This is a genomic window from Streptomyces sp. SID5469, assembly GCF_009862865.1.
Lineage (GTDB): Bacteria > Actinomycetota > Actinomycetes > Streptomycetales > Streptomycetaceae > Streptomyces > Streptomyces avermitilis.
On sequence record NZ_WWIN01000001.1, the window covers coordinates 4,249,078 to 4,263,428 of the forward strand.

The following is a 14,351-nucleotide window of genomic DNA, read 5'->3' on the forward strand; positions in this document are numbered from 1 at the left end:
GGACCATACTCCTGGGCTGCTTCGCTCATAGGGTCGAGAGCATGACGACGAACGACACCACCACCGCCACGACCACCCCCACCGCCGAGTACGCCCCCGAGCACAGCCCCCGCCTGAACTGGGCCAAGCTCGCCCCCGATGTGTACAAGGCCATGATCCGGCTCGACACGGCGGCTCAGCGGGGCCTCGACCCGAAGCTGCGCGAGCTGGTGAAGATCCGCGCCTCGCAGCTCAACCACTGCGCGTTCTGCCTCGACATGCACACCAAGGACGCGCTGGCGGCGGGCGAGAGCGTCGAGCGGGTCGTGCAGCTCAGCGCGTGGGACGAGTCGCGGCACTTCTACACGGAGAAGGAGCTCGCGGCCCTCGAGCTGACCGAGGCGGTCACGGTGCTCACGGACGGCTTCGTGCCGGACGAGGTGTACGAGAGGGCCGCCAAGCACTTCGAGGAGGCGGAGCTGGCCCAGCTGATCGCCGCGATCACGGTGATCAACGCGTGGAACCGGTTCGGGGTGACCTGCCGGCTGGTGCCGGGCCACTACCAGGCCGGGCAGCACAAGTGACGGTGCGCACACGGCAGCTCGAACTGGCCCGCAAGGACGGCGAGTCGGAGAACCGCATCCAGCTGCTCAACGGCTGGAACCGGCTGATGGTCAGCCGTCGGATTCCCCCGGGGGGCTACACATGGTGAGCGGCGTCGATCTCTTCCGCGCCCTGCACCGCGGCCGCGTGCCCGGCGATCCGCTGGTGCTGCCCGGTCCGTGGGACGCGGCGAGCGCACGGGTGTTCGCCGAGGCGGGGTTCCCCGCGCTCGCCACACCGAGCGCGGGAGTCGCCGCCTCGCTCGGCTACGAGGACGGGGCGACGCCCGCCGACGAGATGTTCGCGGCGGTGGCGCGGATCGCACGGGCCGTCGACGTGCCGGTGTCCGCGGACATCGAGGACGGGTACGGGCTCGCGCCCCGGGAACTGGTGGAGCGGCTCCTGGAGGCGGGTGTCGTCGGCTGCAATCTGGAGGACTCCCACAGGGGAGTGCTCCAGGACCCCGCCCGGCACGCCGACCGGCTCGCCGAGGTGCGCGCCGCCGCGGGCGACCGGCTCTTCGTGAACGCCCGCGTCGACACCTTCGTGCGCGGGGTCACGGATCCCGCACGGGCCATCCAGCGGGCCGCGTCGTACGTCGCCGCGGGCGCCGACTGCGTCTATCCGATCGGCGCCCCGACGGACGTACTGCCCCTGCTGCGGTCGGGCATCCAGGGGCCGGTCAACCTGCTCGCCCGGCCCGGGGGCCCCTCGCTCACCGCACTCGGTGAACTCGGCGCCACCCGGATCACGTTCGGCCCGGGCCTCCAGCTGCGGGCGACGGAAGCACTGCGCGAGATCGCCGCCGAGCTGGCGTAGGGCGGCCCGGCGGATCAGGCCGGACCGGCCCCGGGCGAGGCAGGGGCTACGACAGCCACGCCTTCCACGTCGAAGCGTGGCCGTCCACCCACTTCTTCGCCGCCTCCTCGGGCGTCAGCTTCTGGTCGGCGATCATCAGGGCGACCTCGTTCTGGTCCTCGGTCGTCCACTTGAACTTCTTCAGGAACCGCGCCGCCTTGCCGCCGCTCTTCGCGAAATCGGCGTTCAGGTACTTCTGGAGGGGCGTGTGCGGATAGGCGCACGCGACCTTCTTCGCGTCGGCGTCGCAGCCCTCCTTGTACGCGGGCAGCTTCACCTCCGTCATCGGGACCTTCTTGAACAGCCACTGCGGCGCGTACCAGTACGTCAGGAAGGGCTTCTTCTCCTTGGCGAACTGCCGCATCTGGGTGATCTGCGCCGCCTCCGAACCCGCGAACACGACCTGGTAGTTCAGCTTCAGGTTGTTCACCAGCGCCTTGTCGTTGGTGACGTAGGACGGGGAGCCGTCCAGGAGCTGGCCCTTGCCGCCGCTCTCCGCGGTGCGGAGCTGGGAGGCGTACTTGTTCAGGTTCCTCCAGTCGGTGACGTCCGGGTGCTGCTCGGCGAAGTACGTCGGGACGTACCAGCCGATGTGCCCGGTCACCCCGAGCCCGCCGGCGGGCGCGATCGTCTTCTTGTCCTGGACGTACCGCTTCTCCTGCTCGGGGTGACCCCAGTCCTCCAGCAACGCGTCGACCCGGCCCTGGCTGAGCGCGTCCCAGGCGGGCACTTCGTCGACCTGGACGGTGTCGACGCGGTAGCCGAGCTTGTGTTGCAGCAGGTACTGCGCCACGGCGACGTTCGACTGTGCGCCCACCCAGGACTGCACGGACAGCGTCACCGTCTTGGCGCCCTGCGCGCCCGCGAAGGGCGAGGCCTGCTTGGTCATGTCGGCGGCGCCGCAGCCGGTCGCGAGCAGCAGCACGGCAAGACCCGCCGTCATCGTCGTCATCCTCGTACGCCGAGTCATGTGACGCGTCATGTCACGCTCCCTTCTTCGCGCGGCGCCCGGTCGGCTGGGTCACCCGGTCGAGCATCAGGCCGAGGCAGACGATCGCCGCGCCGGCCACCAGACCGGTCGCCAGGTCGCCCTGGGCCAGGCCGAACACGACGTCGTAGCCGAGCGCGCCGCCGCCTACCAGACCGCCGATGATGACGACGGCGAGGACCAGGACGACGCCCTGGTTGACGGCGAGCAGCAGGGCCGGGCGGGCCAGCGGGAGCTGGACCTGGCGCAGCTGCTGCCCACCGGTGGCACCCAGCGAGCGGGCGGACTCCAGCGCGGCCGGGTCGACCGCGCGCAGCCCCTGGGTCGTGATGCGGACCACGGCGGGCAGCGCGTAGACCACCGCCGCGGCGACCGCGGGCGCCCGGCCGACACCGAACAGCGCCACCACCGGGATCAGGTACACGAACTGCGGCATCGTCTGGAAGACGTCCAGGACCGGGCGCAGCAGCCGTTCGACGCGGTCGCTGCGCGCGGCGGCGACGCCCGTCGCGAAGCCCAGGACGAGGGTGACGGCCACGGCCGCCAGCACCTGCGCGAGGGTGTCGAGGGACGGCTTCCAGACGCCCAGCACGCCGATCGCGGCCATCGCGAGGACGGCGGTGAGCGCGGTGCGCCAGGTGCCGATCAGCCAGGCGAGGGCGGCGACGATGAGCAGCACCGACCACCAGGGCAGCCACTGGAGGCCGTCGCGGAGCGGGTCCAGGACCCAGGTGGTGAAGTGGCCCGCCCAGTCGGCGGTGCCGCCGAGGTAGGGGACGCCGGAGTAGAGGTGGTCGGTCATCCAGTCGACGACCCGGTTCACCGGCGCGGCGATGTGCACGGTCCAGGCGTCGGGCCAGTCCAGGCGGTGCGTGAACCGGCCGGCGAGCGCGACGGCCACGGCCGCGGCGGCCGCGTAGGCCCACCCGGCGCGGCGGGAGCCGTCGGCGCCGGGCCCCTCCCCCGCCGCACCGGTCACCCGGTCCAGGACGACCGCGAGCAGCACGATCGGGATGCCCGCGGCGAGGGCGGCGCCCACGTCCACGGAGGCGAGCGCCTGGTAGACGCGGTCACCGAGGCCGCCGGCGCCGATCACGGAGGCGATGACCGCCATGGACAGCGCCATCATGATCGTCTGGTTGAGGCCGAGGAGCAGTTCCTTGCGGGCCAGCGGCAGACGGGCGGTGAGCAGGCGCTGGCGGGCCGTGGCGCCGAGGGATTCGACGGCCTCCAGCACACCGCCGTCGGCGTCGCGCAGGCCGAGCGCGGTGAGCCGGGCCATGGGCGGGGCCGCGTAGACGACGGTGGCGAGGACCGCCGCGGGGACGCCGATGCCGAAGACGAGGACGACCGGGAGCAGATACGCGAAGGCGGGCAGCACCTGCATGGTGTCCAGGATCGGCCGCAGGGCGCGGTGGGTGCGGTCGGAGAGCCCGGCGGCGAGGCCGAGGAGCGCGCCGAGCACGACGGACGCGAGGACCGCGACCACCATGAGGGCGAGCGTCTGCATGGTGGGCACCCACATGCCGAGCAGACCGCAGACGAGGAAGGCGACGGCGGTGCCGGCCGCCAGCCGGACTCCGGCCACCCGCCAGGCGACGAGCGCGGCGGCGGCCGTCACACCGGCCCAGCCTGCCGCGAGCAGCACGAGGTAGACGCCGCGCACGGCGAGGACGACGGCGTTGCTGACGTAGCCGAAGAAGTACAGGAACAGCGGGTGGCTGTCCCGGTTGTCGATGATCCAGTCGCTGGCCCTGCCGAGCGGCTCGGTGAGGTCGACGGTCAGCGCGTGCGGCCAGGTCCCGCTCGCCCAGCGGGCGTCGGCGAGCGGGACGAGGACGGCCGCGGCCAGCGCGAGGAGCGCGAGTTTCCGGACGGCGCGGCGCCTGAGGAAGGCGGGGACGCCGACGTGGGAGGCGGCAGCGGTGGCTGTGGCCATCAGGCGACCTCCTCGCCGGTGACGTCACCCGGCGCCGCCTCTGCCGCGCCGGCGCCCGCGTTGCCGAAGTCCCGGCTCGGCTCGAACGGGGGAACCGCTGTCACCGCGGGGGCGGGGCCGCTGGCACCGACGCCGGCGACCACGTCGAGCAGCGCCTCGGAGTCGACCACCCCGACGCACCGCCCGGAGTCCACGACCCGCGCCGGGCTGCCCGCCCGCGCGACCGCCTCGATCGCCTCGGACACCGTCGCGTCCGGGGCGACGGCCGGGCCGCTTCCCGCCTCCTCGGCGGAGGCGGCGCGCATCGCCGTGCGGACCGTCATCACCTGCTCGCGCGGCACGTCCCGGACGAACTCGCGTACGTAGTCGTCGGCGGGCGAGCCGACGATCTCCTCGGGCGTGCCGAGCTGGACGACGCGGCCGTCGCGCATCAGGGCGATGCGGTCGCCCAGGCGGAGCGCCTCGTTCAGGTCGTGGGTGATGAAGACCATGGTGCGGCCCTCCTCGCGGTGCAGCCGGACGACCTCCTCCTGCATGTCGCGCCGGATCAGCGGGTCCAGCGCGCTGAACGGCTCGTCGAAGAGGAGGACCTCGGGGTCGACGGCGAGCGCCCGGGCCAGGCCCACGCGCTGCTGCTGACCGCCGGACAGCTGGCCGGGCTTGCGCTGCTCCATGCCTTCCAGGCCGACCTTGGCGACGACCTCGGCGGCCCGCTCGCGGCGTTCCGCCTTGCCGAGGCCCTGGATCTCCAGGCCGTACGCCACGTTGTCGAGGACCGTGCGGTGCGGCAACAGGCCGAAGTGCTGGAAGACCATGGACGCGCGGTGGCGGCGCAGTTCGCGCAGCCGGGTCCTGTCCATGGCGCGTACGTCCTCGCCGTCGATGGCGATGGTGCCCGCGGTCGGCTCGATCAGCCGGGTCAGACAGCGCACGAGCGTGGACTTGCCGGAGCCGGACAGGCCCATGACGACGAAGACCTCGCCCTTGTGCACGTCGAACGAGACGTCGCGGACGGCGGCCGTGCAGCCGGTGCGCTCGCTCAGCTCGGCGGCGCTCAGCGCGGCGAGTTCGGGGTCGGCGGGGACGCGTTCGGCCTTCGGGCCGAAGACCTTCCACAGGCCGTCCACGGAGAAGACGGGGCGCGTGTTCTGCGGCGGCGTACTCATCACGCGTCACCCCGCAGCAGGTCGGCGCACTTCTCCCCGACCATGAGTACCCCGATCATCGGGTTCACGGCGGGCATCGTGGGGAAGACGGACGCGTCGGCGATGCGGATGCCGTCGAGGCCGCGGATGCGCAACTTGGGGTCGACGACGGCGTGTTCGTCGGAGGTGGCGCCCATGCGGCAGGTGCCCGCCGGGTGGTACACGGTGTGCGCGACCTGCCGGGCGTATGCGCTCAGCTCCTCGTCGTCCGTGATCTCCGGACCTGGACAGACCTCGCGCTTGAGCCAGCGGGCGAGTGGTTCGGTTTTCGCGATCTCGCGGGCGATCTTGATGCCGTCGACGAGGGTACGGCCGTCGTAGTCGTCCTCGTCGGTGAAGTACCGGAAGTCGAGGGCGGGCTTGACGGACGGGTCCGCGCTGGTCAGGTACACCCGGCCGCGGCTCTTCGGCTTGGGGATGTTCGGGGTCATCGACACGCCGTGCTCGGGGCGTTCGTAGCCGAGGCGCTCGGGGTTGTCCGTGAAGGGGATCTGGTAGAAGTGGAACATCAGGTCGGGGCCCGCGTGTTCGGGGTCGCGGCGCACGAACAGGCCCGCGTCCGAGTCCATCGCGGAGTTCTCCGGGATCGGCCCGTCGGTCTCCCAGACGATCACCGACTCGGGGTGGTCGAGCAGGTTCTCGCCGACGCCGGGCAGATCGTGCGCGACCGGTATGCCGAGCTTCTCCAGGTCCTCCTTCGGGCCGATGCCCGAGTGCATCAGCAGCCGCGGCGAGTCGACCGCGCCCGCGCACAGCAGGACCTCGGTCCGGGCCCGTACGAGGATCTCCTCGCCGTCCTTGGTGCGCACGTGCACGCCGGTCGCCCGGGTGCCCGCCAGCTCCAGCCGGTACGCCCAGGTCTCCAGGAGGAGGTGGAGGTTCGGGCGGTCCAGGAAGGGGTGGAGGTAGGCGACCGACGCGGAGGACCGCTTGTTGTTCTCCGGGTGGTAGGCGAGGTCGAAGAAGCCGGTGCCGTCGGTGAACGGTTTCTTGTTGAAGCCCTCGACGCGGGGGACGCCGAGCGCGGCCTGGGCGGCGTCGACGAAGTCGCGGGCGATCGCGTTCCGGTCCTTCTCGTCGACGGGGACGATGTTGTTGCGCAGCCGGGCGTAGTACGCCTCCATCGGCACCGCGCCCCAGCCCTCGGCGCCCGCCGCCTCCCACTCGTCCCAGTCGGACGGCAGCGGCTTGAAGGCGATCAGCGTGTTGTGCGAGGAGCAGCCGCCCAGCACGCGGGCGCGGCTGTGCCGGATGTGCGAGTTGCCGCGCGGCTGCTCGGTGGTCGGGTAGTCGTAGTCCAGTTCCCCGCCGAGCAGGCCCATCCAGCGGCGCAGGGTCAGCACGTCGTCGCGGCCGACGTCGCTGGGGCCGCCCTCGATGACGGCGACGGTGACGTCCGGATCCTCGGTCAGGCGGGACGCGATGACGGAGCCCGCAGTGCCGCCACCGATGACGACGTAGTCGTACTCGCGGGAGTTCTCATGGGAGTTCTCATAGGAGTTCTCGTGCATGGGGTGGTGCTCCTGGGTTACTTGGGACGTGGGGTAGTGCGAGGGTCGGGGGACGGCGTCGGCCCGCGACGTGGTGCCGGGGTGCGGAACAGGGGCCGGGCGGGCCGTCCTCAGCCTGCGAACCAGCGCACGGGCTTCGGCGCGAGGTTCTGGTAGACGTGCTTGGTCTCGCGGTACTCGGCGAGTCCGGCGGGTCCCAGCTCGCGCCCGACCCCGCTCTTGCCGAAGCCGCCCCACTCCGCCTGCGGGAGGTAGGGGTGGAAGTCGTTGATCCAGACGGTGCCGTGGCGCAGGCGTCCGGCGACCCGGCGGGCGCGGCCGGCGTCGCTGGTCCAGACGGCGCCGGCGAGCCCGTACTCGGTGTCGTTGGCCAGGGCGACGGCCTCGTCCTCGGTGCGGAAGGTCTCGACGGTCAGGACGGGCCCGAAGACCTCCTCGCGTACGACCTTCATCCCGCGGTGGCACTGGTCGAGGACGGTCGGCTCGAAGAAGTAGCCGGCCGCGGGCCTGACGTCGCTCGGCTCGGGCCGCCTGCCGCCGGTCCGCAGCACCGCTCCCTCGGACAGTGCCGAGGCCACGTACCCCTCGACCTTGTCGCGCTGCTGCTCGGAGACGAGCGGACCGCACTCGACGCCGTCCTCGGTGCCGCGGCCGAGCCTGATCCGGCCCGCCCTGCGGACGAGTTCGGCGACGAAGCGCTCGCGGACGGATTCCTCGACGATGAGGCGGCCGCCCGCCGAGCAGACCTGGCCGCTGTGGATGAAGGCGGCGTTGAGGGCCTGGTCGACGGCGGTGTCGAAGTCCTCGTCGGTCGCGCAGGCGTCGGCGAAGACGACGTTGGGGTTCTTGCCGCCGAGTTCGAGCGCGACCTTCTTGACGCTGACGGCGGCGGCCTGCGCGACCTTGGTGCCGCTGGCGAGTCCGCCGGTGAAGGAGATCAGGTCGACGTCGGGGTGCTCGGCGAGCCGGGCGCCGACGGTGTGGCCGGGGCCGGTGACGATGTTCGCGACACCGGCGGGCGCTCCGGCCTCGACGAGCAGGTCGACGAGGGCGGCGGTGGTCAGCGGAGTGATCTCACTCGGCTTGATCACGAAGGTGTTGCCGGCGGCGAGGGCGGGCGCGATCTTCCAACTGGCCTGGAGGAGCGGGTAGTTCCAGGGCGTGATCATGGCGCAGACGCCGACCGGCTCGTGCACGACGACGCTGTGGATGTCGGGCGAACCCGCGTCGACGACCCGGCCGCCACCCTCGCCGACGACCAGATCGGCGAAGTAGCGGAAGGCGTCCGCGACGCAGTCGATGTCGACGCGCCCCTCTTCGAGGGTCTTGCCCGCGTCCCGGCTCTCCAGCAGGCCCAGCGATTCCCGATCGCGCACGAGGAGATCGGCGACGCGGCGCAGCAGGGCGGCGCGCTCGGCGACGGGCGTGTGCGGCCACTCGCCCGAGTCGAAGGCGCGCCGGGCGGCGGCGACGGCCGCGTCGGCGTCCCGCTCGTCACCCTCCGCGACGACGGCGAACGGCTTGGCGTCCGCGGGGTCGAGGATCTCGCGCGTGGCGCGGGAGTCGGCTTCGCGCCACTCCCCGCCGACATGGATGGTCCGCTGCGTCTGCCCTGCCTGCCGTGCCTGCTGTCCGGCCATGATCGGTATTGCCTTCCGTTCCTGTTCGGTGCCCCTGTGTCACACCCGTGTCACTCTTGGGGGCCGTGAGCACCTGCCCCTGAGTGGGATATGCATGCGCGATCGATGGCCGAAAGTGTGCGGCGTCACGGAAAATGCGACCAAAAGGACAGAAAGGCACGCCGAGCGGCGCCGGGCATCACCCAGGGTGAGGTGATGTGGCACGGCGCGCGTCGGACGGGCGGGGCGGGGCGTACGAGGACGGCGTCCCGGGATCGAGTGCGGCGACTCGTCCGTGTCGCGGCGACTCGCCGGTGTCAGGGGCTCGTGCAGCTCGCCCCGGTCGGGCAGAACGAGTTCAGGGCCACGGTGAACGGCTCGGCCACGTCCAGGCCGGAGGGGCCGCTCGAACGGATCGCGTACAGCGTGCCGTCGGCCGCTGTGAAGCGGTGGTCGATGACCTGCGTGGTGCCGCTCTTCGGGTCGTCGTAGCGGTAGTCGAGCCTGGCCCAGTCTGCGCCGGAGGACCGGTCGAGGACGTGGAAATCCGCCAGCCCGTCGAATCCGCCGGGACCGTTCTCCGCCAGGTCGAGGGATTCGGCCGGGGTGTTCTCGACGACCTGGAACAGCTTCAGCGTGCGGCCGTCGTCCGGTGAGGCGTAGGTGACGACCTCGGCGCTGACTCCCCGTTTCTCCTCACGCACCCACCCTTGCGGCACGTCGACGGTGTAGCCGACCGGGTCGACGGCCCGGCTGTAGCCGGGGGACGGCTGGGCTGCGGCGGACGACGGCTGCGCGTCCGTGCCGACGCTGTCGCCGTCGGACAGCGTGGAGCCGCCCTGCCCCGCGGCGTCCTCCCCGGCCGTCGCCGTGGCGGTGACGGTCACGGACGGCCCGGCGCCCGCCGCCCCCGTGTGCTCCGTGGAGTCGTCGCGGGTCAGCACCCACGCCCGAACCCCCACCCCGGCGCCCGCGAGCACCGCCAGCACCGCGACGAGGACGAGCGTGCGCCGGGACCCGCCCGAGCCGGGCGGCGTGCCGCCGCCGACGACGGGGACGGGGGACGACCAGGAGTCGGGCGGGGGAGGCGGAGGAGGCGAGGACCATGGGGTTGATGCCGACGGAGGCGGGGACCACGGCTCTTCCGCGGGCGGGGGCGCGGCCCACGGCTCTTCCGGCGGCGCAGGCGCGGGCGAGGACCACGGTTCTTCCGCCGACGGAGACGGAGGCGAGGACCACGGTTCTTCCGGCGTTGGAGGCGCGGCCCACGGTTCTTCCGTCGGCGGCGACGGTGGCGCGGGAGGCCGTACCCCCGCCGCCTGGGTCTCGGCGCCCGCCCACCAGGGGGTGTCCGGTGCCTCGTCCGACGGAGGTACGGGCGGTCGCTGCCACAACGGCGTGTCGCGCGACGGCTCCGCCCGCTCGCCGCCGTCGTTCCCGCCGTCGTTCCCGCCGTCGTGGCCACCGCCGTGCCCGTCGTCGTGCCCGTCGCCGCTCCACTGTTGTCTGTCCGGGTCCCGCCGTTGCTGCATCTCGTCCCCCTGCCCCACCCACACCAGGATTCGACGATAGCGACGGTCCCGTCCGTCGTGTCACCTCAAACGCCGATTAAGTACGCACGTTCGATACGTACTTTCGGTACGCATGACGGACAAGCGGAAGGCCCCGCCCCCGGAACGGATCCGGCGGCGGGGCCTTGCGCGGTGCTACGCGTCAAGCGTGTGGGCTCAGATGAGGCCGAGGGCGCGGACCGCCTCGCGCTCCTCCTCGAGCTCCTTGACGGAGGCGTCGATGCGGGCGCGGGAGAACTCGTTGATCTCCAGGCCCTGGACGATCTCGTACCGGCCGTCCTTGGTGGTGACCGGGAAGGAGGAGATGAGGCCCTCCGGGACGCCGTAGGAACCGTCCGACGGGATGCCCATGGAGGTCCAGTCGCCGTCCGCGGTGCCGTTGACCCAGGTGTACACGTGGTCGATGGCGGCGTTGGCGGCCGACGCGGCGGAGGACGCGCCACGGGCCTCGATGATCGCGGCGCCGCGCTTGGCGACCGTCGGGATGAAGTCCTCGGCCAGCCACTTCTCGTCGTTCACGACCTCGGCGGCGTTCTTGCCGGCGACCGAGGCGTGGAAGATGTCCGGGTACTGGGTGGCGGAGTGGTTGCCCCAGATCGTCAGACGCTTGATGTCGGCGACCGTGCTGCCCGTCTTCTTCGCGAGCTGGGTCAGCGCACGGTTGTGGTCCAGACGGGTCATCGCGGTGAAGCGCTCGGCCGGTACGTCCGGGGCGGCGGCCTGCGCGATGAGCGCGTTGGTGTTCGCCGGGTTGCCGACGACGAGGATCTTGACGTCGTCCGCGGCGTTGTCGTTGATGGCCTTGCCCTGCGGCTTGAAGATGCCGCCGTTGGCGGAGAGCAGGTCGCCGCGCTCCATGCCCTTGGTGCGGGGGCGGGCGCCGACGAGCAGACCGACGTTGGTGCCGTCGAAGGCGACGTTCGGGTCGTCCGTGATGTCGATGCCCTGAAGGAGCGGGAAGGCGCAGTCGTCGAGCTCCATCGCCGTGCCCTCGGCGGCCTTGAGCGCCGGGGTGATCTCCAGGAGACGCAGCTTGACCGGCACGTCCGCGCCGAGCAGCTGGCCGGAGGCGATGCGGAAGAGCAGGGCGTAACCGATCTGGCCGGCCGCGCCGGTGACGGTGACGTTCACGGGAGTGCGGGTCATGGCGTTCTCCGTAGGACAGCTGGCGGTGGGGCGTCGCTGCCCCGGGTGCAGGTTCCGGATCCCCTGCGTCCGCCGGAATGATCGATCAGGGGTACAGATGATCGATCTCTTGGCGTCAAGAGAGATCCGCCCGTCAGGCTATCGCGCATCCGGCATCCGAGACGTCCGGGTCGGTGTGGCCCACCCCACAGATGGTCACGGAGGGGGCGGCGGCCGCCCGTTCGGGAGAGGGGGGAACGAGGCGGCCGCCATGAGGGGTGCCGGAGCCGGGAAGGACTGTCGCCCTCCCGGACGGGCCGGACTCCCGTGGGGGTACGGTGCGCCTGCCCAGGGTGCGGGCGGCCATGCCCCCCAATTTCGAATGAGTTTTCCTCGTCCCGCTTCGGCTGGCTCGGCGGCTTCGGCGGCGTCGGCGGCTTCGGCTGCTTCGGCTGCTTCGGCGGCGTCGGCGGCTTCGGCTGCTTCGGCGGCGTCGGCTGCTTCCCGGGGGAACGCCCCCACGCTCCCCCGGATGCCACTCAGGTGGTGCAGCCCTTCTGGCCCGCCTTCAGGGTCACGCAGGCCTTCGCCTCGCCGGCGTCCTTCACGGCCACCATCGGGGTGTACGCGTCGGTGTCCGCGGCCGCCTCGACCGTGCCGGTCTGCTTCGCCGACGCGCCCGAGGCCACGGTGACCTCGTCGCCCGGCACGGCCCGGGTGATACGGGCCCAGGCCGCGCCGCAGGTCTTGCTGTAGCGGACCTCGACGAGGGTCGTGCCGACGGTGACGCTGTTGGAGGTCTTGGCCAACTCGCCACCGCAGCCCATGTTCTCCGGGTCCTTGCCGGTGCAGCTCTTGCCGCTGCACTTCACGCCCGCCGGCAGGTCGGGGTCGGCGGAGGCCGAGGCCGCGGGTGACTTCGGCGCGGTCTCGTTGTCCTTGTCGCCGCCGTTGTTCGTGAGGAAGACGGCCGCCGCGATCACGACGAGTGCGCCGACGACGCCCGCGAGGAACATCGTCAGCCGCCGCTTGCGCCGCGCCCCGTCGGGCGAGCCGACCGCAGGGGGACCGGAGTCCCGTGGCGGCTGTCCGCCCGGCGCTCCGTGAGCGGCGGCCTCCGGCGTCCGGCCCGGCCCCCCGGGCGACCGAGGTCCCCCCTTCTCGGGCGAGCCCGAGCGCCCGGTGGGAGCGGCGGGCGCGCGCCCGTCGGCCTGTGCCGGGCCCGCGTACCCGGCGAGCCCCCACGAGTTGCCTCCCGAGGAGGCGGCGGAGGCACCGGAAGAGCCGCCGGAGGAGCCGCCCCGCAGGGCGCCCCGCCGGGCCTCGCCCGACGAGTCCTGGACGTCCGGGGCCGTCGGCTGCGGCGGAATGGTCGGCGAGACGCCGGCCGGGCCCGCCACGCCGGGCAGCACCGTGGCGCCGCGCGCCGCCTTGCCGTTCCTGCCCGCCGCCGGTGGGGCACCGGACTCCCCGAGCGCGGCGCGCGCCTGGGATATCCGGATCGCCTCCATCGTCATGTCGTGGCGCATCTCCGAGCGGCTCCAGGCGCGCTCGGCCAGCTCCCACATGGTGGTCAGATGAATGGGATTGGTGCCGGTGACCTCGGCCAGGGCGACGATGGCGCCCTTGGGCGCGAGCAGCCGGCCGTTGAGGTATCGCTCCCAGGACGTCTTGCTGTAGCCCGTGCGGTCGGCCACCGCGGCTATGCTCAGCCCGCTGCGGTCGACGAGCCTGCGCAACTGGCTTGCGAACTCCCTGACCTGCGGATCGAGTTCATCCGGCAAAGCCTTCCAACGAGGCATTGCTTCCCCCTCTTCCCCCGTACGAGCCTGAACTGTCCCCCCGTACGTGTCTGGTCTTCCCCCCGTACATACGTACCTGGCTTCCCTCGTGCGTGCCGGACTTCCTCGCTCGCGACACCCTCCGCGAGTCCCCGTTCTGGCTACCCACAGGGATGCGCCCGGCCAGGATCTCAGTTCCCCCATAGGGGGCGCACGGGAGCATTCGGGCCTGAGCGCGCGCCGTTGCGCGCCCATGAGGCCCTGGTCCAGTGTCCCACCGACACCTCGGGCAGTCGGCCGGAACGCCCTCGACCGACGCACGGAACGTCCCACGGAGCCCGTGCGCCCCCCATGGTGCCGTCACGTCAGCGCGAAGGCGCCGATGAGTACGCAGAGCAGGAGGGCGACGGCGATGACGCCGGCGACCGCGAGCAGCCGCGTCGGGGACCAGCGGGGTTCGGGGACGTTGTCGCGCGCGTCCCACCAAGGGAGCGTCGGATCGTCCTCGTACGCGCCGGGGGCCGGTCCGCCCATCGGCTCGCCCGTCGGTCCGCCCGTCGGTCCGCCGGCGTGAGCGGGTGCGGGGGCCGGCGGGCGGGGCCAGGCGTGGACCGCCAACTCCCATCGCACGCCGAAGCGTTCGGCCTCGCTTTCGGCGAGGCCCGCGACCCGGCACAGCGCGGCGACCGCCTGCCGGGGCGGCGGCTGGGTCGCGTTGAGGTAGCGCTGCCAGGAGGACTTGCTGTAGGCGGTGCGTGCGCCGAGCGCGACCAGGCTCAATCCCGTGCGGTCCTTGAGGAGCCGCAGCTGCTCCACGAAGTGCCGTACCTCCGGCGGCAGATCGTCCGGCAGCGGCTGCCAGGCACCCATCATTCACCTCTTCCGCATCGCCCGATCTGAGCGATGGACGATGTCAGGCGGCGGATCGGTTCCCACGCGGTTGCCGTTCGGTTGCCTCTCGGTTCCCGTTGCCGGGCGCGGACACGGTAGCGGAATGGTCACTTCCGTGCCACAGCGGACTGCCAGGTGTTGAACAGCTGATTCCGTGTGGCCGAGTGTTGACCACGGGCGGCCCGGCCGCCTCTGGCGCCCGTCCTCCCACGGGGGTGAGGACGGGCGCCACCCTGTGCCCGGCGCCTCCCGGGCCCCCTGCGCACCCGGCGCCCCGCGCC

12 protein-coding genes are annotated in these 14,351 nt (G+C 72.4%); 3 read left to right on the plus strand and 9 right to left on the minus strand.

From position 1 onward, the window contains the following. The first annotated feature begins 41 nt into the window (after window positions 1-41). Genes GTY58_RS17930 through GTY58_RS17935 form a run of 3 tightly spaced genes read left to right on the plus strand, consistent with a single transcriptional unit; the run spans window position 42 to window position 1,401 of the window. Window positions 42-563 carry a carboxymuconolactone decarboxylase family protein gene (locus GTY58_RS17930; RefSeq protein ID WP_010984859.1) on the plus strand — a complete coding sequence of 174 codons (522 nt, stop codon included), beginning with the start codon at window positions 42-44 and terminating at the stop codon, window positions 561-563. Then, window positions 560-691 (plus strand): hypothetical protein, encoded by a 132-nt coding sequence (locus GTY58_RS41355; protein WP_255222018.1) that lies wholly within the window; start codon window positions 560-562, stop codon window positions 689-691. The genes GTY58_RS17930 and GTY58_RS41355 overlap by 4 nt, the downstream gene beginning before the upstream one ends. Beyond that, window positions 685-1,401, plus strand: a complete 717-nt coding sequence (locus tag GTY58_RS17935; protein ID WP_010984860.1) for an isocitrate lyase/phosphoenolpyruvate mutase family protein — start codon at window positions 685-687, stop codon at window positions 1,399-1,401. The genes GTY58_RS41355 and GTY58_RS17935 overlap by 7 nt, the downstream gene beginning before the upstream one ends. A gap of 46 nt (window positions 1,402-1,447) precedes the next feature. Here the strand turns inward: GTY58_RS17935 and GTY58_RS17940 are convergent, their stop codons facing one another. The 9 genes from GTY58_RS17940 to GTY58_RS17980 form a co-directional block, all read right to left on the minus strand. Then, on the minus strand, window positions 1,448-2,392 hold the full coding sequence (locus GTY58_RS17940; protein ID WP_037644911.1) for an ABC transporter substrate-binding protein: 945 nt from the start codon (window positions 2,390-2,392) through the stop codon (window positions 1,448-1,450). 31 nt (window positions 2,393-2,423) lie between these two features. After that, a complete protein-coding gene (locus GTY58_RS17945; protein ID WP_010984862.1) occupies window positions 2,424-4,367 on the minus strand; it encodes an ABC transporter permease subunit in 1,944 nt (647 codons plus the stop codon). Then, window positions 4,367-5,533, minus strand: coding sequence for a glycine betaine/L-proline ABC transporter ATP-binding protein (locus tag GTY58_RS17950; RefSeq protein ID WP_202497446.1), 1,167 nt, complete (start codon window positions 5,531-5,533; stop codon window positions 4,367-4,369). Before GTY58_RS17950 ends, GTY58_RS17945 begins: the two co-directional genes overlap by 1 nt. After that, a complete protein-coding gene (locus GTY58_RS17955) occupies window positions 5,533-7,083 on the minus strand; it encodes a GMC oxidoreductase (RefSeq protein WP_010984864.1) in 1,551 nt (516 codons plus the stop codon). The genes GTY58_RS17950 and GTY58_RS17955 overlap by 1 nt, the downstream gene beginning before the upstream one ends. Window positions 7,084-7,193: 110 nt before the next feature. Continuing rightward, complete coding sequence (locus GTY58_RS17960; RefSeq protein ID WP_010984865.1) at window positions 7,194-8,723, minus strand: aldehyde dehydrogenase family protein; 1,530 nt, start codon at window positions 8,721-8,723, stop codon at window positions 7,194-7,196. A 296-nt stretch (window positions 8,724-9,019) separates the two neighbouring features. Continuing rightward, a complete protein-coding gene (locus GTY58_RS40740; protein ID WP_052295931.1) occupies window positions 9,020-9,691 on the minus strand; it encodes a hypothetical protein in 672 nt (223 codons plus the stop codon). A gap of 738 nt (window positions 9,692-10,429) precedes the next feature. Then, on the minus strand, window positions 10,430-11,419 hold the full coding sequence (locus GTY58_RS17970) for a malate dehydrogenase (RefSeq protein WP_010984867.1): 990 nt from the start codon (window positions 11,417-11,419) through the stop codon (window positions 10,430-10,432). Window positions 11,420-11,937: 518 nt separating this feature from the next. Continuing rightward, window positions 11,938-13,200 carry a DUF2690 domain-containing protein gene (locus tag GTY58_RS17975; RefSeq protein ID WP_010984868.1) on the minus strand — a complete coding sequence of 421 codons (1,263 nt, stop codon included), beginning with the start codon at window positions 13,198-13,200 and terminating at the stop codon, window positions 11,938-11,940. Window positions 13,201-13,539: 339 nt separating this feature from the next. Then, window positions 13,540-14,049, minus strand: a complete 510-nt coding sequence (locus GTY58_RS17980; RefSeq protein WP_037645213.1) for a helix-turn-helix transcriptional regulator — start codon at window positions 14,047-14,049, stop codon at window positions 13,540-13,542. Window positions 14,050-14,351: the final 302 nt, after the last annotated feature.